Source organism: Paraburkholderia aspalathi (genome assembly GCF_900116445.1).
GTDB lineage: Bacteria > Pseudomonadota > Gammaproteobacteria > Burkholderiales > Burkholderiaceae > Paraburkholderia > Paraburkholderia aspalathi.
In genome coordinates, this window is sequence record NZ_FPBH01000006.1 from 56,747 (window position 1) to 78,538 (window position 21,792).

The following is a 21,792-nucleotide window of genomic DNA, read 5'->3' on the forward strand; positions in this document are numbered from 1 at the left end:
ATCGTCGCGTGAGCCTTTCAAAGGAAAATGTATGGGCGAATTATAACGGGTTCGGTTTAGGCCCGAATTTCGGCCGAATGGCCAGGCAAGAAAAAAGCGGTGTGTTTCACGTGAAACACACCGCTTTGACCCACAGCGATTTGAACAAAAGTGGAGAACTAAGCCACTTTCTTGGCCAACCCCAGATACGTCTCGATCACGCGCGGATTCTGCGCCAGATCCGCGGCCGGCCCTTCCAGCGCCAGTTCACCCGTTTCAAGCACATAGCCGTAGTCGGAAATCTGGAGCGCGGCGCGTGCATTCTGCTCGATCAGCAGCGTCGCCACACCGGTCTGCCGCAGCGCACTAATAATGTGGAAAATTTCTTTCACGATCAGCGGCGCGAGGCCGAGGCTCGGCTCATCGAGCATCAACAGATCGGGTTTGCCCATCAACGCACGGCCCACCGCAAGCATCTGGCGTTCGCCACCGGACAACGTCCCGGCCGCCTGCTTCCGCCGCTCTTTCAAGCGAGGAAAAAGCGTAAAGACCGGCTCGAGCTGATCGAGAAAATTGCGCTCCCCTGCCCGCTTACGCCGATACGCGCCGAGAACCAGATTGTCTTCAACAGTCATCGACGCAAACAGTTCGCGCTTTTCCGGCACCAGGCACATGCCGCGCGCGACCCGCTTTTCAACCGGCACAGCGCTAACGTCTTCACCCTGATAGAGGACCGCGCCTCTCGCATGACCCGCGGTCGGCAATGCGCCCATGATCGCGTTCAGCAACGTGGACTTGCCCGCGCCGTTCGGACCAATCACCGAGACGATCTGACCAGGGCGCACCTTGATTGCCGCGCCATGCAGCGCTTCGACCTTGCCATAGCGGACCGACAAACCGTTCACGTCGAGAATCGGCGCAGCATCATTCATCGTGTTCTCCATCACTCCACCCCGCCCAGATAGGCTTCGAGCACAGCCGGGTCTTGCTGGACATCCTGCGGCAAGCCTTCGGCGATGCGCGTGCCAAACTCCATCACCACCAGCCGATCCGTGAGATTCATCACGAAATCCATATCGTGTTCGACCAGCAGCACGCTCATGCCTTCGGCTTTAAGGCGGCGCAGCAAGTCCGCCAATTGCAGTTTTTCCTGATACCGCAGACCGGCGGCAGGTTCGTCGAGCAGCAACAGGGTCGGGTCACAGCACAGCGCACGGGCAATTTCGAGAATCCGCTGCTGCCCCAGTGCCAGGCTACCGGCCTCGTCGTACATATGCTGTTCAAGTCCGACGCGACGAATCTGGCGAGCAGCTTCCGCCATCAAGCGCGCTTCTTCCCCACCGTTCAGGCGTGCGACGCTGCGCCAGACACCGGCCTGCCCACGCAGATGCGCGCCGATCGCTACGTTCTCCAACACCGTCATGCCCGGCAGCAGCTTGACGTGCTGGAACGTTCGGCCAATGCCGCGTTTGACGATTTCACGTGAACTCAGCGAATCGATACGCTCGCCGCAAAACGTGATTTCGCCGCTCGTTGCCTGCAGCACACCCGTGACCAGATTGAAGGTGGTCGACTTGCCAGCGCCGTTCGGCCCGATCAAACCGATGATCTGCCCGGCTTTCACCTCGAAGCTGACGTCGTTCACCGCGACCAGCCCGCCGAACTGCTTGCGCGCCTTGTTCACCGTCAACAGGTTTTCGCCCGCCGCTGGCCTGCTGCGCTGCGGCAATGGCTCTGCATGATCCGACAGATGCGCACGCGGCCCCTTCGGGAAAAACCGCGCGACAAACGGCCAGACGCCCTGGCGAGCGTATTGCAGCAACAGCACCATCAAGATGCCGAACACGATCACTTCGAAGTTGCCGTTCTCGCCGAGCAGCTTCGGCAGCAGGGTTTGCAGATAATCCTGCAGCACGGTCAGGATTGCCGCACCGAGCACAGCGCCCCAGACATGCGACACGCCCCCCACCACCGCCATGAACAGAAACTCGATGCCGTGGTTCAGACCAAAGGGCGTCGGATTCACCGCGCGTTGCAGGTGCGCGTACAGGAAGCCTGAAATCGACGCCAACACCGCGGCATAGACAAAGATCACTACACGCATCCAGCCCGTATTGACGCCCATCGCTTCGGCCATCATGCCGCCGCCGCGCAAAGCACGGATCGCCCGCCCCGGCCTGCTATTAAGCAGATTTTGAACAGAAATCACCGCGCCGAGCACCACCACCCAGATCAGGTAATAGATATGACGGCCGGACTCCAGGTTGATACCAAAAACATTCAGCACCGGAATCCCATTGATGCCGTCGTACTTGCCGAGCATCTCCAGGTTGCCAAACAGATAGAACAGCGCGAGCCCCCAAGCAATCGTGCCGAGCGGCAGAAAGTGACCCGACAGCCGCATCGTCACGAGCCCGAGCATCAGCGCGATCAGCGCCGTTACCACCACGCCCGCGATCAGCGCGAGCCAAGGCGACACACCGTACGCCGTCGTCAGATACGCGGTCGCATACGCGCCGATGCCGACGAACGCCGCCTGCCCGAAGCTCGTCATCCCGCCGATACCCGTCAGCAGCACGAGACCGATCGCGACGATCGAATAAAGGCCGATGTAGTTGAGCAGCGTCACCCAGTACTCGGGCACATGAATCGGATGCGGCAGCACCGGCAACGCGAACAGCACGACGAGGAACAACCAGAAGAACTTGTTTTGCATGATCCGTTTCATCGTGTCACTCCTCTTCCTCTTCCGAGTGCGGGCTGGCCAGACTCCGCCACAACAGCACCGGGATGATCAGCGTGAACACGATCACTTCCTTATAGGCGCTCGCCCAGAACGACGAATACGACTCCAGAAGACCGACGAGGATCGAGCCCGCGGCTGCCAGCGGATAGCTGACCAGGCCGCCGATAATCGCCCCCACAAAGCCCTTCAAACCAATCAGGAAGCCCGAGTCGTAGTAGATGGTGGTCAAGGGTGCGACCAGGATGCCGCACAGCGCACCGAGGCCCGCCGCGAGCGTGAACGCGAGGCGCCCTGCCTGCGTCGTGCCGATGCCGACGAGCCGCGCGCCGAGCCGGTTCACGGACGTTGCGCGCAAAGCCTTGCCGGAGATCGAGCGATCGAAATACAGATACAGCCCGCCGATCAGCACCACCGCCGTGCCGACCACCCACAGGCTTTGCCCGGAAATCGACAGCGTGCCGAGGTTGAAGGTCGCATCGGAGAACGCCGTGGTGCGCGAGCCTTCCGCACCGAACATCACGAGCCCGAGGCCGACCATCGCAAAGTGCACCGCCACCGCGACGATCAACAGCAGCAGCGTGGTCGCCTCCGCGATCGGCTCGTACGCGAGCCGGTAGACGAAAGGCCCCATCGGAATCACGATCAGCAGCGTCAGCGCGATCTGCGCGATCATCGGCAGCGAATGCAGGAAAACACCCTGCGTGAGCGCGTACACCGCAATCGGAAACAGCAGATATTTGCCGACCAGCATCACCAGTGTGCGCGCCGCATGCCGGCGTCTTTCGGGATGCCGCACCAGCCCCGCTATCTCGACGACAAAGCATGCCGCGCCCATCGCCATCAACAACCAGCACGTGGCCGGAAATTTTTGTGTTTGCAGTGCGGCGAGCGTCAGCGCGCCGTACGAAACAAACTCGCCCTGCGGGATGAAGATCACCCGCGTGACGGAGAACACCAGCACTAGCGCAAGCGCGAGCAGCGCGTAGATCGCGCCGGTGGTGATGCCGTCCTGTGCGAGGATCGCCGCAATTGATAGATCCATACTTCCTCGTCCTGAAGCGTCGAAGTCAAAACCGGGAACAGTCGTGGCGGCAGAACGCGCGGCCGGCCACTAACCAGCGATGCCTGAAAAAGCGACCGCCGCGCCGGAATACGGCGCAGCGGTCGTTGCCATTGTCATCGAACAGAATGGCAATGCGGCGTCTTGCGCCGCATGCTGCGCGAGAGGCGCGTATCGTTTTTGTTGTTAGTCGTTCAGCAGCTTCCACTTGCCGTCGACGATCTGCACGATCACGCGTGCGCGCTTGTCGAGGCCGTTGTGGTCGGTCGTCGTGGTGTTCATGATGCCGTGCGAGACCGGCAGTTCCTTGATGTTTTCAAGCGCGCTGCGCAGTGCCATGCGGAACGCTTCGCTGCCCGGTTGAGCGGTCTTCAGCGCGACCGGAATCGCAGCTTGCAGCATCTGGCCGGCGTCCCATGCGTGACCGCCGAAGGTCGCCACCGAGCCCGCGCCATACGCTTTCTCATACGCGTCCTTGTAGGCTTCCGACGACTTCTTCACCGGATTCGAATCCGGCAGCTGATCGGCTACGAGGATCGGACCAGCCGGCAGGAGTTCGCCTTCGCAATCCTTGCCGCACACGCGCAGGAAGTCGTTGTTGGCGACGCCGTGCGTCTGGTAGACCTTGCCCTTGTAGCCACGCTCCTTGAGCGTCTTGGCCGGCAGCGCCGACGGCGTACCCGCGCCCGCGATCAACACCGCATCCGGGTTCGCGCCCATCGTCTTCAGCACCTGGCCGGTCACCGAGGCATCGGTGCGGTTAAAGCGTTCATTGGAGACGATCTTCAGATGATGTGCCGCGGCCGCCGCGGTGAAGACGTTGTTCCAGCCGTCACCGTACGCATCCGCGAAGCCGATGAAGCCAACCGTCTTCACGCCGTGACGCTCCATGTAGTCGGCGATCGCGTCAGCCATCAGGCTGTCGTTTTGCGGTGGTTTGAAGGCCCATGCGCGCTTGGCGTCCATCGGCGAAATGATCGCAGCCGATGCCGCCAGCGAGATCATCGGCGTCTTGCCTTCAGCCGCAGCGTCGAGCATCGCCAGCGAATTCGGCGTGACGGTCGAACCGACGATGGCGTCGACGTGGTCTTCGTCGATCAGCTTGCGCGTGTTCTGCACGGCCTTGCCGGTGTCCGATCCATCGTCGAGGATGATGTATTGCACCGTCTTGCCGCCGATCTCTTTCGGCAGCAGCGCGATCGTGTTCTTTTCAGGAATCCCGAGCGATGCAGCCGGCCCCGTGGTGGACAGCGTGACGCCGATTTTCACCTGCGCGAAGGCAGCGCCCGCGCCGCACATCAACGCCATCGCGATACCGGTGCGTACCCATTGCTTTGTCTTTTTCATGCAAGTCTCCAAACGCTTTGAAGCGCGTATCTGTAATCCGGCGCACGGGCCGGGTGTCTGAATCTAGTTATAGGGTTCAGGCATGCCAAGCATGGTTTTCCCTGCTCAACATCAACGCCGTCGCCGTTCTGGTGCAACTCCCCTGCTGCGAACCACTACTGCGATTTCTAATGCCCGAAACACTAACATGTTAGTAGTATTGCGTTCTGCATCATTCACGGTCAATAGACTGTCGCCCGAATGCGGGTTTGTCCTGAAACGGGCCGCTTAGGCCGCGCTTTTGACCGCGTTTTCATCTCCGATGTTTCGCTTGTCCAACACACTTCAAGCGCCGCCAATCATCAAATGCGGGCAATAAAAAAGACGCGGCAACTGCACGCGTCTTTTTTGAGTGGGTTCCGTATCGCTTCGCCTTCGCTCAGTCGCCGGACAGCTTCCACTTGCCGCCGGCGATCTCCACCATCACACGCGCCCGCTGGTCGAGACCAGCGTGGTCGTTCGCGCTCATGTTGAAGATGCCGTGGGAAGCGGGCATGTCTTTCGTGTTTTCGAGTGCCGCACGTAGCGCTTCGCGGAACGCAGGCGTGCCCGGCTGACCTTTCTTCAGCGCAAGCGGGATCGCGCGTTGCAACAGCAAGCCTGCATCCCAAGCGTGACCGCCGAATGTCGAGACCGAACCGGCGCCGTACGCCGCTTCATACGCATGCTTGTAGGCGAGCGCGGACTTCTTCACCGGGTTCGAATCGGGCAACTGGTCAGCGACCAGCAACGGACCGGCTGGCAGATAGGTGCCTTCGCAATCCTTGCCGCACACGCGCAGGAAGTCGTTATTGGCGACGCCGTGCGTCTGATAGTACTTGCCCTTGTAGCCGCGTTCCTTGAGGGTTTTCTGCGGCAATGCGGCCGGTGTGCCCGCGCCGGCGACCAGCACCGCATCCGCGTTCTGCGACATGATCTTCAGCACCTGGCCCGTCACCGAAGCGTCGTTGCGCGCGAAGCGTTCGTTCGCGACGATCTTGATCTTCGCGAGATCGGCCGCCTTGCCGAACTCCTTGAACCAGTTCTCGCCGTACGCATCTGCAAAGCCGATGAACGCGACCGTCTTCACACCGTGATTCGACATATGCTGCGCGATCGCGGTGGCCATCAGAATGTCGTTTTGCGGTGTCTTGAAGACCCACGCGCGCTTCGCATCCATCGGTTCGACGATGCTCGCCGCGGCGGCCATGGAGATCATCGGTGTGGTGCTTTCGGAGGCGACGTCGATCATGGCCAGCGAGTTCGGCACGACGGTCGAGCCGATCAACGCATCCACATGATCTTCGCTGGTGAGCTTGCGTGCGTTCTTGACGGCCTGGGTTGAATCCGTGGCGTCGTCGAGCACGATGTAGTCAATCTTCTGCCCTGCCACTTCTTTAGGCAGCAGCGCGATCGTGTTCTTTTCCGGAATACCAAGCGACGCAGCCGGCCCCGTTGCCGACACCGTGACGCCGATTTTCACGTCCGCGAATGCGTGGCCACTCCATGCCGCGGATACCCCGGTGGCGACCAATGCCGCGCTCATCCAACGCAATGCCGACTTCATCCCGCTCCTCTGTCTACCCCGTTATTCATTTGAATCCAAATCCGCAGACTTGAATCACCGACCGCTCGGTCGGTGAATGGCAAGTTTAGCGGACGAAAGCCCCGCGCTGCAAGCATTTTGCAGGGTAAGGGCAGATGAAATCGGGGGTGGCTCGGTGAATAAAAAAGGGTCACCGAATTAGCGGAGAAATTGAATGGCGAATAACGAAAAGCACAAATAAAAAGCGCTGTTGGATATCAATCCAACAGCGCTTTCGTCTGGGCACTGAGTGCCTCATTGTCTCCTCGTTCTCCACCTGCAAAATTCGTGGTGCATCAGAACTGCATGAAGATTAAACGAGCACCCTCCCCCTTACAACTAGCAATTACCCTAGTGGTGCACTGCGGCACAAATGTGGGGCACGTTTTGTTCCGATTTAGCGCGAGGCCGGCCTGCGCGCAACGCAAGATCCAGCCTGACCGATTTCACGAGCGCCGAATTATATCGGATGCCAAAGCAATTTGAAATTCAGCGTCCCCTCATTGCCGCCTCATTGCCGCTTCAGGCCCGCAATGGCCGCACTCTCGCGATGATCTCACCGACAATACCGCGCCGGAACGCCAGCACGCAGGCAATGAAAATCACGCCCGTTACGATGGTCACGGATTCACCCAGCGAGCGGAACCATTCGACGCCTGTCGACGAAGCCAGCGCCGTGCCGATATCGCCGAGCCGGTCTTCGAGCGCAACGATCAGCGCCGCGCCGAGCAGCGGCCCGAACAGCGTTCCCATGCCACCCACTAGAGTCATCAGGATCACGAGACCCGACATAGTCCAGTATGCGTCACTCAACGTCTCGAAGCCCTGCACCAGTACCTTGAGCGAGCCCGCCAGACCGGCGATCCCAGCAGACAGAATGAACGCCAGCAGTTTGAAGCGATCGGTATCGTAACCAAGCGACACGGCGCGCGGCTCGTTCTCCTTGATCGCGACCAGCACCTGCCCGAACGGCGAGTGCACGATCCGCACGATCAGCAGGAATGCCAGCACCATCACGGCCAGCACGACAAAGTACAGCGTCACGTCCGACGACAGATCCAGCAAGCCGAACAATTTGCCGCGCGGCACGCCTTGCAGGCCGTCCTCGCCGTGCGTAAACGGCGCCTGCAGGAACACGAAGTAGACCATCTGCGCGAGCGCCAGCGTCACCATCGCAAAGTAGATGCCCTGCCGGCGAATCGCGAACAGGCCGACCACCAGCCCAAGCAACGTCGCCGTGGCGGTGCCCGCCAGCACACCGAGCTCCGGAGAGAAGCCGAGCGTCTGCATCGCATAACCGGTGACGTAACCGGCCGAGGCGAGAAACATTGCGTGACCGAACGAGAGCAGCCCCGTGTATCCAATCAGCAGATTGAAGGCCGCGGCGAACAACGCGAAGCACAGCACCTTCATGACGAAGAGCGGATAGATGCCGAGCACCGGCACCGCGAGAAGCGCGATCAGCAGCAGACCGTAGAGCACTTTTCTCTGCATCATTTTTCCTTGCCGAAGAGACCCGCCGGGCGCACCAGCAACACGAGCGCCATGATCACGAAGACGACGGTTGCCGACGCTTCCGGGTAAAACACACGCGTCAGCCCTTCGATCACGCCAAGCAGCAGGCCGGTCAGGATCGAGCCCATGATCGAACCCATGCCGCCGATCACGACCACCGCGAACACGGTGATGATCATCGGCTGGCCCATCAACGGCGAGACCTGAATCACCGGCGCGGCAAGCACGCCGGCGAACGCGGCCAGCGCGACGCCGAAGCCATAGGTGAGCGTGATCATCAACGGCACGTTGACACCGAACGCCTCGACCAGTTTCGGATTCTCGGTGCCCGCGCGCAGATAGGCGCCGAGGCGCGTCTTCTCAATCACGAACCACGTGGCGAAGCAGACCACGAGCGACGCCACCACTACCCACGCGCGATAGTTCGGCAGGAACATGAAGCCGAGATCGGTCGCACCGGAAAGCGCCGACGGCACGTCGTACGGCTGGCCGGACGAACCGTAGATCGAGCGGAACACGCCTTCGACAACCAGCGTGAGTCCGAAAGTGAGCAGAAGCCCATAGAGGTGATCAAGCTTGTACAGCCAGCGCAGCATCGAGCGTTCGATCACGATGCCGAACACGCCGACGATCAGCGGCGCGAGCACCAGCATCACCCAGTACGGCAGGCCGAAATACGACAGGCCCATCCACGCGAGCATCGCGCCGAGCATGAACAACGCGCCGTGCGCGAAATTGATCACGTTGAGCAAGCCGAAGATCACCGCCAGACCCAGGCTGAGAATCGCATAGAACGAGCCGTTCACGAGCCCCAGCAGCAACTGGCTCAGCATCGCCGGTAGCGGAACGCCAAAGATTTCCATTGAAGCCTTAATCCCTTAAGCCAACGTCAGGGTGAGATCGGTTACGTATGATCCCGCCGGCGCGCGGCCGGCGAGCCATCCGCTCGATCGCGCGCGGCACATGAAGCAGCTGACCATCAGTCTGTGTACCAAAACGGCGCTATGTATTTCCCGCCAGAAAAGGCTGACAGACGGTCAACTGGTTATCAACCTACGCTTATTTCCACATCGCGCAGCGCGTTTCAGCCTTGGTCGTGAACGCCTGTTCGCCGGGAATCGTCGCAGTGATCTTGTAGTAGTCCCACGGCTCTTTGGATTCGGCCGGCGTCTTCACCTGCATCAGGTACATATCGTGGATCATGCTGCCGTCCTGACGGATGTAGCCCTTCGCGTAGAAGTCGTCGATCTTGGCCTTCTTCAGTTGCGCCATCACCTTGTCGGAGTCGGTCGAGCCGACCGTCTGCACGGCCTTCAGGTAGGTCATGGTTGCGGAGTAGTCGGCAGCCTGCAGGCTCGACGGCATCTTCTTCATCTTGTCGAAGTAGCGCCGCGCCCACGCGCGCGTAGTGGCGTCCTTGTTCCAGTACCAGCTGTCCGTCAGCACCAGGCCCTGGGTCGTTTCCAGACCCAGACTGTGGACGTCGTCGATAAACATCAGCAGTGCGGCCAGCTTCATCGTCTTCGTGATGCCGAATTCCTTGGCGGCCTTGATCGAGTTGATCGTGTCGCCGCCCGCGTTGGCGAGGCCGAGGATCTGCGCCTTCGACGCTTGCGCCTGCAACAGGAAAGACGAGAAATCCGATGCCGAAAGCGGATGACGCACAGCGCCCAGCACCTGGCCGCCGTTGGCCTTCACCACGTCCGACGTATTCTTTTCGAGCGCCTTGCCGAACGCGTAGTCAGCCGTCAGGAAGTACCACGTCTTGCCACCCTGCTTCGTCACCGCCGAGCCCGTGCCCTTGGCGAGCGCCGTCGTGTCGTACGCGTAGTGGATCGTGTACGGTGTGCATTGCTCGTTGGTCAGGGTGTCGGCGCCCGCGCCGATGCTGATATAAACCTTGTGCTTCTCACCGGCCACCGTGTTCATCGACAGCCCGGTTGCCGAATTCGTGCCGCCGATCAGCAGATCGACGCCATCCCGATCGAACCATTCGCGCGCCCGCGACGCCGCGATGTCGGCCTTGTTCTGGTGATCGGCATAGACCACCGAGATCGGCTTGCCATTGACCTTGCCGCCGAAGTCGGCCACGGCCATGCGGATCGCTTCGAGACCGCCCTGGCCATCAATATCCGCATACAGACCCGACATGTCGGTGATGAAGCCGATCTTCACGGCATCGTCAGCGGCCTGCGCGCTGCCCATCGTCAACGCGGCGCCGGCGGCAACCGCGAAACAGAGTGTGGCAAGCCGCGCGAGTGGGTTCTTTTTCATTCCTGTCTCCTGGTTTCTTCGCTTGTGGTTATCAGAGGCAATCGGACGTTTCTCGTTACTTCCTGTCTATACGCCCAGTAAGTCGTGCAGCACCGGCATCTTGCTTTCGAGCTCGCCGGCCTCGAAGTGTTCGACGATCGCACCATGCTCCATCACATAGAAGCGATCGGCGAGTGGCGCGGCAAAGCGGAAATTCTGTTCGACCATCACAACCGTGTAGCCGCGCGCCTTGAGCGTCATGATCATGCGGGCCAGCGCCTGCACGATGACTGGCGCCAGGCCCTCCGAGATTTCGTCGAGCAGCAGCAAACTCGCGCCGGTGCGCAGAATGCGTGCGACCGCCAGCATCTGCTGCTCACCACCCGAGAGCCGCGTGCCCTGGCTCATGCGGCGTTCCTGCAGATTCGGGAACATCGAATAGATTTCTTCGAGCGACATCATGTGTGCCTTGTCGCCGACGGGCGGCGGCAACAGCAGGTTTTCCTCACACGAGAGGCTCGAAAAAATCCCACGCTCTTCCGGGCAGTAACCGATGCCGCAGTGAGCGATACGATGTGTGGGCAGATTGATGGTTTCGCGGCCGCTAATGCGGATCGAGCCGGTGCGCCGGCCGGTCAGCCCCATGATCGCGCGCAGTGTGGTGGTGCGCCCCGCGCCGTTACGGCCCAGCAGCGTGACGACTTCGCCACGGTTCACCGTCAGATCGACGCCATGCAGGATATGGGACTCCCCGTACCATGCCTGCAAACCCGTGATCTCCAGCGCGGGGGCACCGCCAGCCGTGTCGCTCACCTCGAGACTTTCGCGCTCGGCAATCGTATTCATGCGTGGGCTCCGGCGAGCGCCGCGTCGGCGCTGCCCATATAGGCTTGCATCACGAGCGGATTCTTCGACACTTCGGCATAGCTGCCTTCCGCGAGCACCTCGCCTCGTTGCAGCACGGTGATGGTGTCGGAGATGCCGGCGATCACGTTCATGTTGTGCTCGACCATCAGGATCGTGCGGCCGCTCGATACCTTCTTGATCAAGGCCGTGACGCGATCGACGTCTTCATGGCCCATGCCTTGTGTTGGTTCGTCGAGCAGCATCAACTCGGGCTCCATCGCGAGCGTGGTGGCGATTTCGAGCGCGCGCTTGCGGCCGTAGGACAGTTCTACCGTGAGCACGTCGGCGAAATCGGTCAATCCGACCTGGGTGAGCAAGTCCATGGCCCGATCGTCGAGCTGACGCAGCGTGCGTTCGCTCTTCCAGAAATGAAATGCCGTGCCGAGCACACGCTGCAAACCGATGCGCACATTCTGCAATGCTGTCAGATGCGGAAATACAGCAGAAATTTGAAACGAGCGGATGATGCCGCGCCGGGCGATTTGCGCCGGGCGTTCACTGGTGATGTCGATTCCGTTGAAGACGATCTGGCCCGCGGTCGGTTCAAGGAATTTGGTGAGCAGATTGAAGCAGGTGGTCTTGCCTGCCCCATTAGGGCCGATCAGCGCATGGATCGAGCCACGGCGCACGCGCAGGTTCACCCCGTTCACGGCGATGAAGCCTTTGAACTCGCGGGTGAGGCCGCGCGTTTCGAGAATCGTATCGCCGAGAATCATGTTCCCTTCCATACGGAGTAAGGCGAAGCATTACGATCTTCCGCGCGAACGGCTGCGCGACTTTTATGTGTGACGGCGGCACCCCGTGCCGCTCGTTGGCGTACTGCACCAATCCGGACGGTAATCCATGGGCGGCACGCAGCATGGCTGCCATTGTCGCGCCAATGATGCAGCGCATTCATTGGGATTTGCACTTAGTGGATGACGACTGTTTGAAGCGGGCCCGAGGCGTGCTCAAGCGGCACGCCACCCTTGCTCGGGGCGCCTGAAGGATGCGCACGCGATGCGTCAACCTTGCTCGGCAGGCGCCAGGGGGATCCGCGAGCGCTGCTTCCATCACGCTCGAGGCATGCCAGGCAAAGTCCGAGGCACGCACCGCGGCTTCGGCTCCCACAGTCACGCCGAGTGTCACACGGCTGACATGGACGGCGCACCGCTAGTCTGAACCAGGACATTGCCGCCCGAGCGTGCGCGACGGTCTTCGCGGATCATGTCGCTGGCGCGCTCGGCGATCATCAGTGTCGGCGAGTTGGTGTTGCCCGAGGTGATGGACGGCATGATTGATGCGTCGACCACCCGTAAACCGTCAACCCCGATAACTCGTAGGCGATTGTCGACGACCGCGGCGGGATCGTCGGCGGTGCCCATCCGGCAAGTGCCGACCGGATGAAAGATGGTGGTACCGACCGCGCCCGCGGCCTGCTGAAGTTCTTCTTCGGTCTGATACTGGATACCGGGCAGAATCTCTTGCGGCCGATAGGGCGCGAGCGCAGGCGCCGCGGCAATGCGGCGCGTCAGACGCAATGCGTTGGCAGCGACGTGCCGGTCGTAATCGGTGGACAGATAGTTGGGCGCGATCAACGGCGGCGCCGACGCATCGGATGATCCGATGTGAATACTGCCACGCGAGGTTGGCCGCAACTGACACACCGACGCGGTAAATGCATTGAAGCGATGCAACGGTTCGCCGAAGCGATCGAGTGAGAGCGGCTGCACGTGATACTCGAGATCGGGACGCGTGAGCGAGCGGTCATTCGGATCGGACTTGGCGAACGCGCCGAGTTGCGATGGTGACATCGACATGGGGCCGCTTTGAAAGAACGCGTACTGCATGCCGATCATCAGCTTGCCCCACCAATGCGCGGAAGCGGTATTGAGCGTACGCACGCCGTCGACTTTATAGGCCATGCGCAACTGCAGATGGTCCTGCAGATTTTCGCCGACGCCGCACAGATCCTTCACAACCTCGATACCGAGATTCTGGAGGCGCGCACCATTACCGATACCGGAGAGTTCGAGCAATTGCGGCGAGTTGACCGCACCGGAACTGAGGATCACTTCGCAACGGGCTTTGGCGAGATAGTCCGTGTTGTCGCCGCGATATTCGACGCCTGTGCAGCGACGTCCCTCGAACACGACGCGCTGTGTATGGGCACCGGTGATAACGGTGAGATTGGGTCGCCTAAGCGCCGGACGCAGAAAGGCTTTCGACGCGTTCCAACGGATGCCGCGTTTCTGATTGACGTCGAAGTAACCGACACCGGTGTTGTCACCGCGATTGAAGTCATCGGTAGCGGGTATGCCGGTTTGTTGTGCGGCTTGTGAAAACTCTTCGAGGATCTTCCATTTCAGGCGTTGTTTTTCGACGCGCCATGGGCCGCCTGCTCCATGCGATTCGGACGCGCCGGCGTGGTGATCTTCGCTGCGTTTGAAGATGGGGAGGACAGAGTTCCAGGACCAGGAGGCGTCATTGGTGACGCGAGCCCATTCATCGTAGTCCTCGCGTTGGCCGCGCATGTAGATCATGCCGTTGATGGAGGAGCTGCCGCCTAGTACTCTGCCCCGCGGGTATGAGAGCGAGCGGCCGTTCAGGCCGGGTTCTGACTGGGTTTTGTAGAGCCAATCTGTGCGGGGATTGCCAATGCAGTAGAGGTAGCCTACCGGCACGTGGATCCAGTGGTAGTCGTCTTTGCCGCCGGCTTCTAGCAGGAGGACCTGCACCTCTGGATCTTCCGATAGGCGGTTGGCGAGGACGCAACCTGCTGTGCCGGCGCCGACTATGATGTAGTCGAATTCGCCTTCCAGGCGGCGGGTTTTTGTTTGTGTGTTTTCTGGGGTGTTCATCGTTTTGTCTCCTAAGCTTTTTTGCTTTCGCGGCGCTTATTGTCTGTGTTCTTACGGCGTTGGCCTTTCCTTGTTCTGGCTTTGGTGCCTTTCCTTGCTTTGTTAGTGGTCTATTAGCGTTGCCCCTGTGCGGGGCGGCACCTACTTCTCTTTGCTGCTGCAAAGAGAAGTAGGCAAGAGAAAGCAGCTCAAACCGCTAATGCTAAGTGGGCACCGTGGTCTGCAGCGGGTAGTGGTGCGACTGGAATCTGGGTTCGTGCCCCTGCACGTGCTTGTGACAAGGGAGTCATACTTCCGGCGGCGCTGCGCGCGCCGAAGAGTACTTCATAAAACCATCCGTTCACTCAGGCCTACCCCACTCGCAATCGCTGCCTTCACATCGAGCGCCTAGCACGCGCCACTAACTAATCAAGCACCTCGCCGAGGCGAAGCCGACGGCCCCCACAAACCTCAACCGAAGCCCGTGGTTTCCCATGCATACCCGTCCGCGACGCACGTAGTGCGGAGTGGGAGCTGATGACTCCTTTGTCACTAACGCTGAATGTGAGAGAACACGGATTCCAGTCGCACCACTACCCGCAGCAGACCACGGTGCCCACTTAGCAGGGGCTTCTAGCCGCTTTCTTTTGCCTACTTTTCTTTGCGGCGGCAAAGAAAAGTAGGTGCCCCCCCGCACAGGGGGAACGCTAATAAACCAAAAGCAAATCAAGGAAAGGCCAAAGCCCCAAGAACCCTGACAAAAAGCGCCGCAAAGGCAAAAAAAGTCTACTTCGCTACTGGCATAGTGAACTCAGCCCCCTTCCCGATGCTATCGGGCCACCTCTGCATGATGCTTTTATAGCGAGTATAGAAGCGCACGCCTTCTTCCCCATACGCATGGTGATCCCCGAAGAGGGACTTCTTCCACCCACCAAAAGAATGCCAAGCCATCGGCACAGGAATCGGCACATTAATCCCCACCATCCCAATCTGGATCTGCCGCGAAAACGCCCGGGCCACGCCACCGTCAGAGGTGAACAACGACACCCCATTAGCAAACTCGTTAGCGTTAATCAGCTCAACAGCAGAAGCAAAATCCGGCACCCGCACAACACACAACACCGGACCGAAAATCTCCTCGCGATAAATCTTCATATCGGTCGAGACATCATCAAACAACGTGCCGCCGAGAAAGAATCCCTTCTCATGCCCAGCCACCTGATGGCCACGCCCATCGACCACCAGCTTCGCACCCGCCGCAACGCCGGCATCGATATAACCGGCCACTTTCTCGCGATGCGCCGCCGTCACCAACGGCCCCATCTCGGCTTCCGATTCCATGCCGTTCAGAATCTTCAGGCTCTTCACGCGCGGTGTCAGTCGCTCGATCAGTTCATCGGCTATATGCCCGACCGCAACCGCCACCGAAATCGCCATGCACCGCTCGCCGGCGGAACCATACGCAGCGCCAATCAACGCGTCGACCGCCTGATCGAGATCCGCGTCCGGCATCACCACGAGGTGATTCTTCGCCCCGCCCAAAGCCTGCACGCGCTTGCCGTGCTTCGTGCCTTCCGTATAGATGTATTCGGCAATCGGCGTCGAACCGACAAACGACAACGCGCTCACCTCGGGATGTACGAGCAACGCATCCACCGCCACCTTGTCGCCATGCACGACGTTGAACACGCCGTCCGGCAACCCGGCTTCCTTGAACAATTCAGCAAGACGGTTCGATGCCGACGGATCACGCTCCGATGGCTTCAGCACGAACGTGTTGCCGCATGCGATCGCCACCGGGAACATCCAGCACGGCACCATCATCGGAAAATTGAACGGCGTAATGCCGGCAACCACGCCCAGCGGCTGGCGCAGATTCCAGTTGTCGATGCCGCCGCCGATCTGGTCGGTGAAGTCGGTCTTCAGCAGATTCGGAATGCCGCACGCAAACTCGACGATCTCGATGCCGCGCATCACCTCGCCCTTCGCATCGGAAAACACCTTGCCGTGCTCGCGCGTGATCAATTCCGCCAGTTCGTCATGGTGACGGTCGAGCAATTCCTTGAACTTGAACAGCACGCGCGCCCGCTTGATCGGCGCGGTTTCGCTCCATGCAGGAAACGCAGCACTGGCGGCAGCGACCGCCGCATCCACCTCAGCGACGCTCGCCAGCGGCACGCGTGCGCTCACGCTGCCAAGCGCGGGATTGAAGACGTCAGCGAAGCGGCCGCTCGTTCCCTCGACCATCTTGCCGTTGATGAAATGGGTCAGCGCGCGTGCGCTCGTCTCGCTCCGGACAGCCTCGTCCTGATATGTCTCGCTCATGTTCTTGTCCTCTTCCTATGAAGGTCTTCCGCCCACCGCGAACGGCGTGATGAACGCAAGCGTACGGCGCTTCGGGGCGACAAATCCAATGAGTAATGCTCAACTGCGCTATAAGGCGAGCTAATATCAGGATATGGATCTGACTCTGCTACGGGCGTTCGTCACCGTGGCACGCGAGGGCAACCTCACGCGTGCCGCAGTGCAGCTTCACCTGACCCAACCCGCCGTCAGCCTGCAAATCAAGCATTTGCAGGAGACGCTCGGCGTGACGCTGTTCACGCGGACCTCGCACGGGCTTTCGCTGACCCGAGACGGTCAGGCCCTCCTGCCCCACGCCGAACGCGCCTTAGGCGCCGCGAGCGACGTTCAGCGTGCGGCGGCGTCGCTGCGCCACGAAGTGCGCGGTCGTTTGCGGATCGGCACGATTCTCGATCCGGCGTTTCTGCGCCTCGGCGGCTTTCTCAAGCAACTGGTGGAAACCTGGCCGCGCATCGAAACGGCCTTGCGCCACGGGATGTCGGGCTGGGTGCTCGAACAGGTTCGTGCCGGTGAACTGGATGTGGGTTACTACATCGGCCTGCCATCCGATGACGATGCCCGCGACGGCGCTGCCTTTCATGCCGTCACGCTCACGCACTTCCAGTACCGCGTGCTGGCGCCGGCGGGCTGGAAAGATCGCGTGAAGGGCGCGCGCGACTGGCGTTCGCTCGCCGCACTGCCATGGATCTGGACGCCGCCTGCGTCCGCGCACAACAGGTTGTTGTCGCGCTGCTTTGGTGAGGCCGGCGTCAAACCGATTAAGGTGGCGGAAGTGGATCAGGAGCCGTCGATGCTCGATCTGGTCAAATCAGGTGTCGGTCTGACGCTCGCGCGCGATGCCACCGCAATTGCCGAAGCACATGCACACGCGTTGACCATTGTTGAAGGCGTCACCGTGCCGACCCAGCTCAGCTTCATCACGCTCGCCGAGCGCAAGGACGAACCAGCGATCGCCGCGGCGTTGAAGCTGATCGAGCAGCAATGGGCGACTTGAGGACGGCGTCAAGGCCGGCGCGGACCCATGCCTGAGGGCACCACGGTCGCAAGGGCGATATGAGCTGCTCTCATGACAGCCGCGCACCATGCGACCGATTGTCATCTCTCCGCGTGCCCTCGCAGACCGCTTTCGGCTGGTGGCGTAAGCAGAGCAAGCTCGCAGGCGGTCAATCGAGGTTCGCCTCGAAGCCCGCATTTGCTGGCCTCGTCATCTGAAACCACACCGTCACGCACTTTTTGTTAGATTGAGGGTTCGCGCTCACGCGCCGGCCCCGCATCGTTTCTGTTCCGTCTGACTTCGTCCTTCCCGGCAGCTTCGCCCCGGCACCACCGGAAGCTGCCGACCACGCCATCCTTCGACAGGAGCCTGACATGGCACGCAACATTGAAATCAAAGCCCGCGCCCAGCATTTCGAACAACTGCGTGAACGCGCCGCGAAGCTTGCGCCGGATGCGCCGCTGATCTTCCGCCAGCAGGACTTTTTCTACGACGTGCCGCGTGGCCGCCTGAAGCTGCGCCAGTTCGACGACGGCACGCCGGCCGAACTGATCTTCTACCAACGCGACGACCGGGATGGCCCGAAGGCGTCGTATTACACGCGCAGCCCGGTGACCAACCCTGAAGCAATGCACGCGCTGCTCGCCACGGCGCTGACCACGCGTGGCATCGTCACGAAGGAACGTCACGTTTATCTGACGGGACGTACGCGGATCCATCTGGATCGCGTCGACGGTCTCGGCGACTTTGTCGAGCTCGAAGTGCTGCTAGCTCAGGACGACGACGAAGAAGGCGGCCACGCCGAAGCACACGCGATGTTCCAGACCCTCGGCGTACCGGAATCGGACCTGGTTGCGGTGGCTTATGTGGATTTGTTGAGCCCGAACACCGAGCCGAAGCAGGCTGCGTAAAACCTAAGCATCAAGGGTCGCGGCGACGTCAATACAGAAGCCGCGGTCCTTCATACCCCCAACGCCAGAAAGTCCAGGAAGCCCCCGCATCAAACGGCGGCCGCCCCCGGCGACAGATGGGCGAGCGGCAACGGCCCATTACGCTTGAAGGTGGTCAACACGATATTGGAGCGCACGCTGTCGACGCCCGGCACACGCATCAATTTCTTCATCACGAACGTCGACAGATAGTTCAGATCGGGCGCGACAATGCGCAGCAGATAATCGGCGTCGCCGACCACCGCGTGGCATTCCAGTACTTCCGGCAGCACCTCGATCTGTTGCTGGAACTGCTCGATGATTGAGTCGCCGTGATGCTTCAACTTCAGACTCGTAAAAGCCGTTACGCCGAGCCCGAGTTTTTCCGGGCGCAGCACGACGCGGTAGCCGTCCACCACACCCACCTGCTCGAGGCGCTGCAAGCGCCGCCCAATCTGCGACGGTGACAGCGGCACCTGCTCAGCCAATTGCTGATGCGTGGCCCGGCCGAAGCGCTGAAGCACGTCCAGCAGCGCGAGATCGAAGTGATCGAGTTCTAACATGATTTATTTCCGCATTGAATCGGCAATTGATGCACGATTATTGCATATTGACACACCATAACGCCAACATTGCGCCCACTCCGCACGCCTACCGCTCTACACTTGCATCACCGTTTCAACTCGCAAACACCGTAGAGCGCGCAGCATCATGTCCACCGCCAACACCGCCAAACTCAAAGAGCAATTCGACGCCGGCCTCGAAACCCGCGCCGACTTCACCATCGACCAGCCGACCGAGCGCTACGGCGCGGTCGACCACGCTGTATGGCAGCAGCTCTATGCACGCCAGACTGCGTTGCTCAAGGGCCGTGTGTGCGACGAGTTTCTGGCAGGCGTCGACTGTATCGGCATGCCGCACGACCGTGTGCCCTCATTCGACGAAATCAACGCCAGGCTAACGCCCGCGACGGGCTGGCAAATCGTCGCCGTGCCCGGACTGGTGCCCGACCAGGTGTTCTTCGAGCATCTGGCGAATCGCCGTTTTCCGGTGACATGGTGGATGCGCCGCCCCGACCAACTCGATTATCTGCAGGAACCGGACTGTTTTCACGATCTGTTCGGCCACGTACCGCTGCTGATCAATCCGGTGTTCGCGGACTACATGCACGCGTACGGCCGCGCGGCGCTTGCCGCCAATGATGCCGGCGCCCTGCCGCTGCTTGCCCGGCTCTACTGGTACACCGTCGAGTTCGGCCTGATCCGCGACGCGGCGAGTCCTAACGGCGTGAAGATCTATGGCGCGGGCATCGTCTCAAGCAAAGGCGAGACGCTCTACAGCCAGCAAAGCGCGGCGCCGAACCGGCTCGGCTTCGACCTCGAACGCGTGATGCGCACGCGCTATCGCATCGACACGTTCCAGAAAACCTACTTCGTGATCGACGACTTCGCGCAGTTGTTCGGCGTCGCGCAAACCGACTTCGCCCCGCTGCTCGCCAAGCTGGCTGCAGAGCCCGCGTTCGCGGCAGGCGACGTGCTCGAGCAAGATCGCATGATCACGCGCGGCTCGCAGGAAGGCTGGCAAGCCGACGGCGATATCTGACAACACGGCCTGAGCAGGCCGGCAGCAGGCTGATGCCATCCGTGAAAAAATAGCGGATAGGCACGCCTGCCGGCGCGCCTGTTCAGATCAACGAGGTAGCACCATGATTAGCAAACTGACTTCCGAAGAACGCGCCACGCAAGTGGCTGAACTGCACGGCTGGCAAGCCGTGGCGGGCCGCGACGCGATCCAGCGCCACTTCAAGTTCGCCGACTTCAACGAAGCATTCGGCTTCATGACGCGCGTGGCGATCAAGGCGCAGGAAATGGATCACCATCCGGAATGGTTCAACGTGTACAACAAGGTGGAAATCACCTTGTCGACGCACGAAGCCAATGGCTTGACCGAGCGAGACATTAAATTGGCACGATTTATCGACAGTATTACTGCGTAATACAAGCGATCAGATGCCTCGATGCACCCCGCATCGCGCGATTTGACGGTAATGAAAGGGCATTGCAGGCAATCCGGCGCCCAAACCTTCAGTTCTACAGGCTATTATTAAGGCGCACGTAAGAATCCCACGCAAGCCTCGCAAACCCGTCTAAACGATCCGGTGATAGCGTGTGCTGACGCTGTACAATCATCAGCGCATACGGCTTGGAGAGCGCGCTTGCCTCCTTGCACAGAACGAGTTCGTCGCCGCTCGAAGGTGAGCGGGCGCGCCAGAAGTTGATCGCGGCTTCCAGTTCGTGGATCGTTATCTCGGACATGACTTCGTGGTCACTCAGTGGCTGCTTGATGGCTACTTCATGGCTGCTCGATAGCTGTCTCGTGGCTGCCTGGTGCCAGTTCGGCACGGCCACGCGGCACGCTGCCTGTGCAGCAGGCGCCCCGGCGAACCGCTTGCCCAAACGCCTAAAACCATTGTACTTGAGCGAAATCCATGCGACTCCTTCTGATCGAAGATGACCGCCCCATCGCACGCGGCATCCAAAGTAGTCTCGAACAAGCCGGCTTCACCGTCGACATGGTCCATGACGGCATTTTCGCCGAACAGGCCCTCACCCAAAACCGCCACGAACTGGTGATTCTAGATCTGGGCCTGCCCGGTATCGACGGCATGACGCTGCTCGCGCGCTTTCGTCAGAGCAATCGTCACACGCCGGTGATCATCCTCACCGCGCGCGACGAGTTGAACGACCGCGTGCAAGGCCTGAATTCCGGCGCGGACGACTACATGCTGAAGCCGTTCGAACCCACCGAACTCGAAGCGCGCATCCGCGCCGTGATGCGCCGCAGCGGCCCGCATGGCGACATGCCGCGTCCGGAAGTGTCGTTGGGCGGTGTGCGTCTGTCAGGCGTCGATCGCCGCATTTTCAACGACGACAAGCCGCTCGAGCTGTCGCCGCGTGAATTCGCGGTGCTCGAAATGCTGCTGCTGCGCCACGGCCGCGTGGTCAGCAAGGCTCAGTTGCAAGACCATCTGACGCACTTCGGCGGCGATCTCGGCGATACCGCGATCGAAGTCTATGTGCACCGGGTGCGCAAAAAGCTCGAAAACTGCCGTGTCGAAATCGTCACGGTGCGTGGCTTCGGTTACCTGTTGCAGGAAATCCGTCAGGCCGCATAATCGTTGCAAGGGCCGCAATCTGAATTGCGGCCTGACAGCGCCGGGCCGGCGCCGCGCACTCGGTGCGCAATTCGCCGGCGTCCGGCGAATTTTCACGGTGCT

The 21,792-nt window shown here is 60.7% G+C and carries 19 protein-coding genes; 5 read left to right on the top strand and 14 right to left on the bottom strand.

The window, feature by feature from the left end; all coding sequences use genetic code 11:
- Nucleotides 1-158: 158 nt before the first annotated feature.
- The 12 genes from BM438_RS12010 to BM438_RS12065 all read right to left on the bottom strand — a co-directional run bounded on the left by BM438_RS12010 (nt 159) and on the right by BM438_RS12065 (nt 16,553).
- Nucleotides 159-911, bottom strand: coding sequence for an ABC transporter ATP-binding protein (locus tag BM438_RS12010; protein WP_093634492.1), 753 nt, complete (start codon nt 909-911; stop codon nt 159-161).
- 11 nt (nt 912-922) lie between these two features.
- Nucleotides 923-2,707 carry a branched-chain amino acid ABC transporter ATP-binding protein/permease gene (locus tag BM438_RS12015; RefSeq protein WP_093634493.1) on the bottom strand — a complete coding sequence of 595 codons (1,785 nt, stop codon included), beginning with the start codon at nt 2,705-2,707 and terminating at the stop codon, nt 923-925.
- A 4-nt stretch (nt 2,708-2,711) separates the two neighbouring features.
- Complete coding sequence (locus BM438_RS12020) at nt 2,712-3,767, bottom strand: branched-chain amino acid ABC transporter permease (protein WP_093634494.1); 1,056 nt, start codon at nt 3,765-3,767, stop codon at nt 2,712-2,714.
- Nucleotides 3,768-3,971: 204 nt separating this feature from the next.
- Nucleotides 3,972-5,132, bottom strand: coding sequence for an ABC transporter substrate-binding protein (locus BM438_RS12025; RefSeq protein WP_093634495.1), 1,161 nt, complete (start codon nt 5,130-5,132; stop codon nt 3,972-3,974).
- A 418-nt stretch (nt 5,133-5,550) separates the two neighbouring features.
- A complete protein-coding gene (locus tag BM438_RS12030) occupies nt 5,551-6,717 on the bottom strand; it encodes an ABC transporter substrate-binding protein (protein WP_093634496.1) in 1,167 nt (388 codons plus the stop codon).
- A 540-nt stretch (nt 6,718-7,257) separates the two neighbouring features.
- Complete coding sequence (locus BM438_RS12035; RefSeq protein ID WP_167378384.1) at nt 7,258-8,229, bottom strand: branched-chain amino acid ABC transporter permease; 972 nt, start codon at nt 8,227-8,229, stop codon at nt 7,258-7,260.
- A complete protein-coding gene (locus tag BM438_RS12040; protein WP_054038594.1) occupies nt 8,229-9,113 on the bottom strand; it encodes a branched-chain amino acid ABC transporter permease in 885 nt (294 codons plus the stop codon). Before BM438_RS12040 ends, BM438_RS12035 begins: the two co-directional genes overlap by 1 nt.
- A gap of 196 nt (nt 9,114-9,309) precedes the next feature.
- The gene (locus tag BM438_RS12045) at nt 9,310-10,524 is read right to left on the bottom strand and encodes an ABC transporter substrate-binding protein (protein WP_093634498.1); all 1,215 of its coding nucleotides are present in this window, start codon (nt 10,522-10,524) and stop codon (nt 9,310-9,312) included.
- A 66-nt stretch (nt 10,525-10,590) separates the two neighbouring features.
- Nucleotides 10,591-11,349, bottom strand: coding sequence for an ABC transporter ATP-binding protein (locus BM438_RS12050; RefSeq protein WP_054038596.1), 759 nt, complete (start codon nt 11,347-11,349; stop codon nt 10,591-10,593).
- Nucleotides 11,346-12,125, bottom strand: coding sequence for an ABC transporter ATP-binding protein (locus BM438_RS12055; RefSeq protein WP_054038612.1), 780 nt, complete (start codon nt 12,123-12,125; stop codon nt 11,346-11,348). The genes BM438_RS12050 and BM438_RS12055 overlap by 4 nt, the downstream gene beginning before the upstream one ends.
- 408 nt (nt 12,126-12,533) lie before the next feature.
- Entirely contained in the window at nt 12,534-14,249 is a 1,716-nt protein-coding gene (locus BM438_RS12060) for a GMC family oxidoreductase (RefSeq protein WP_093634499.1), read from the bottom strand.
- Between the two features lie 765 nt (nt 14,250-15,014).
- A complete protein-coding gene (locus BM438_RS12065) occupies nt 15,015-16,553 on the bottom strand; it encodes a CoA-acylating methylmalonate-semialdehyde dehydrogenase (RefSeq protein ID WP_093634500.1) in 1,539 nt (512 codons plus the stop codon).
- 133 nt (nt 16,554-16,686) lie between these two features.
- Here BM438_RS12065 and BM438_RS12070 point away from each other — a divergent pair, with 133 nt between their 5' ends.
- Both BM438_RS12070 and BM438_RS12075 read left to right on the top strand, forming a co-directional pair.
- Complete coding sequence (locus BM438_RS12070; RefSeq protein ID WP_093634501.1) at nt 16,687-17,586, top strand: LysR family transcriptional regulator; 900 nt, start codon at nt 16,687-16,689, stop codon at nt 17,584-17,586.
- Between the two features lie 374 nt (nt 17,587-17,960).
- The gene (locus BM438_RS12075) at nt 17,961-18,497 is read left to right on the top strand and encodes a class IV adenylate cyclase (RefSeq protein ID WP_093634502.1); all 537 of its coding nucleotides are present in this window, start codon (nt 17,961-17,963) and stop codon (nt 18,495-18,497) included.
- A gap of 89 nt (nt 18,498-18,586) precedes the next feature.
- Here BM438_RS12075 and BM438_RS12080 read toward each other — a convergent pair whose 3' ends face one another.
- On the bottom strand, nt 18,587-19,078 hold the full coding sequence (locus BM438_RS12080; RefSeq protein ID WP_093634503.1) for an Lrp/AsnC family transcriptional regulator: 492 nt from the start codon (nt 19,076-19,078) through the stop codon (nt 18,587-18,589).
- 148 nt (nt 19,079-19,226) lie between these two features.
- On the opposite strand from BM438_RS12080, the gene phhA reads away from it, so the two are divergent.
- Nucleotides 19,227-20,117, top strand: a complete 891-nt coding sequence (phhA, locus tag BM438_RS12085) for a phenylalanine 4-monooxygenase (RefSeq protein ID WP_093634504.1) — start codon at nt 19,227-19,229, stop codon at nt 20,115-20,117.
- Nucleotides 20,118-20,166: 49 nt separating this feature from the next.
- Nucleotides 20,167-20,511 (top strand): 4a-hydroxytetrahydrobiopterin dehydratase, encoded by a 345-nt coding sequence (locus BM438_RS12090; RefSeq protein ID WP_279630550.1) that lies wholly within the window; start codon nt 20,167-20,169, stop codon nt 20,509-20,511.
- A gap of 94 nt (nt 20,512-20,605) precedes the next feature.
- Here BM438_RS12090 and BM438_RS12095 read toward each other — a convergent pair whose 3' ends face one another.
- Nucleotides 20,606-20,830: a DUF3717 domain-containing protein gene (locus BM438_RS12095; RefSeq protein ID WP_093634672.1), complete on the bottom strand. Its 225-nt coding sequence runs from the start codon at nt 20,828-20,830 to the stop codon at nt 20,606-20,608.
- A gap of 173 nt (nt 20,831-21,003) precedes the next feature.
- Here BM438_RS12095 and BM438_RS12100 point away from each other — a divergent pair, with 173 nt between their 5' ends.
- The gene (locus tag BM438_RS12100; protein WP_028197606.1) at nt 21,004-21,690 is read left to right on the top strand and encodes a response regulator transcription factor; all 687 of its coding nucleotides are present in this window, start codon (nt 21,004-21,006) and stop codon (nt 21,688-21,690) included.
- Nucleotides 21,691-21,792: the final 102 nt, after the last annotated feature.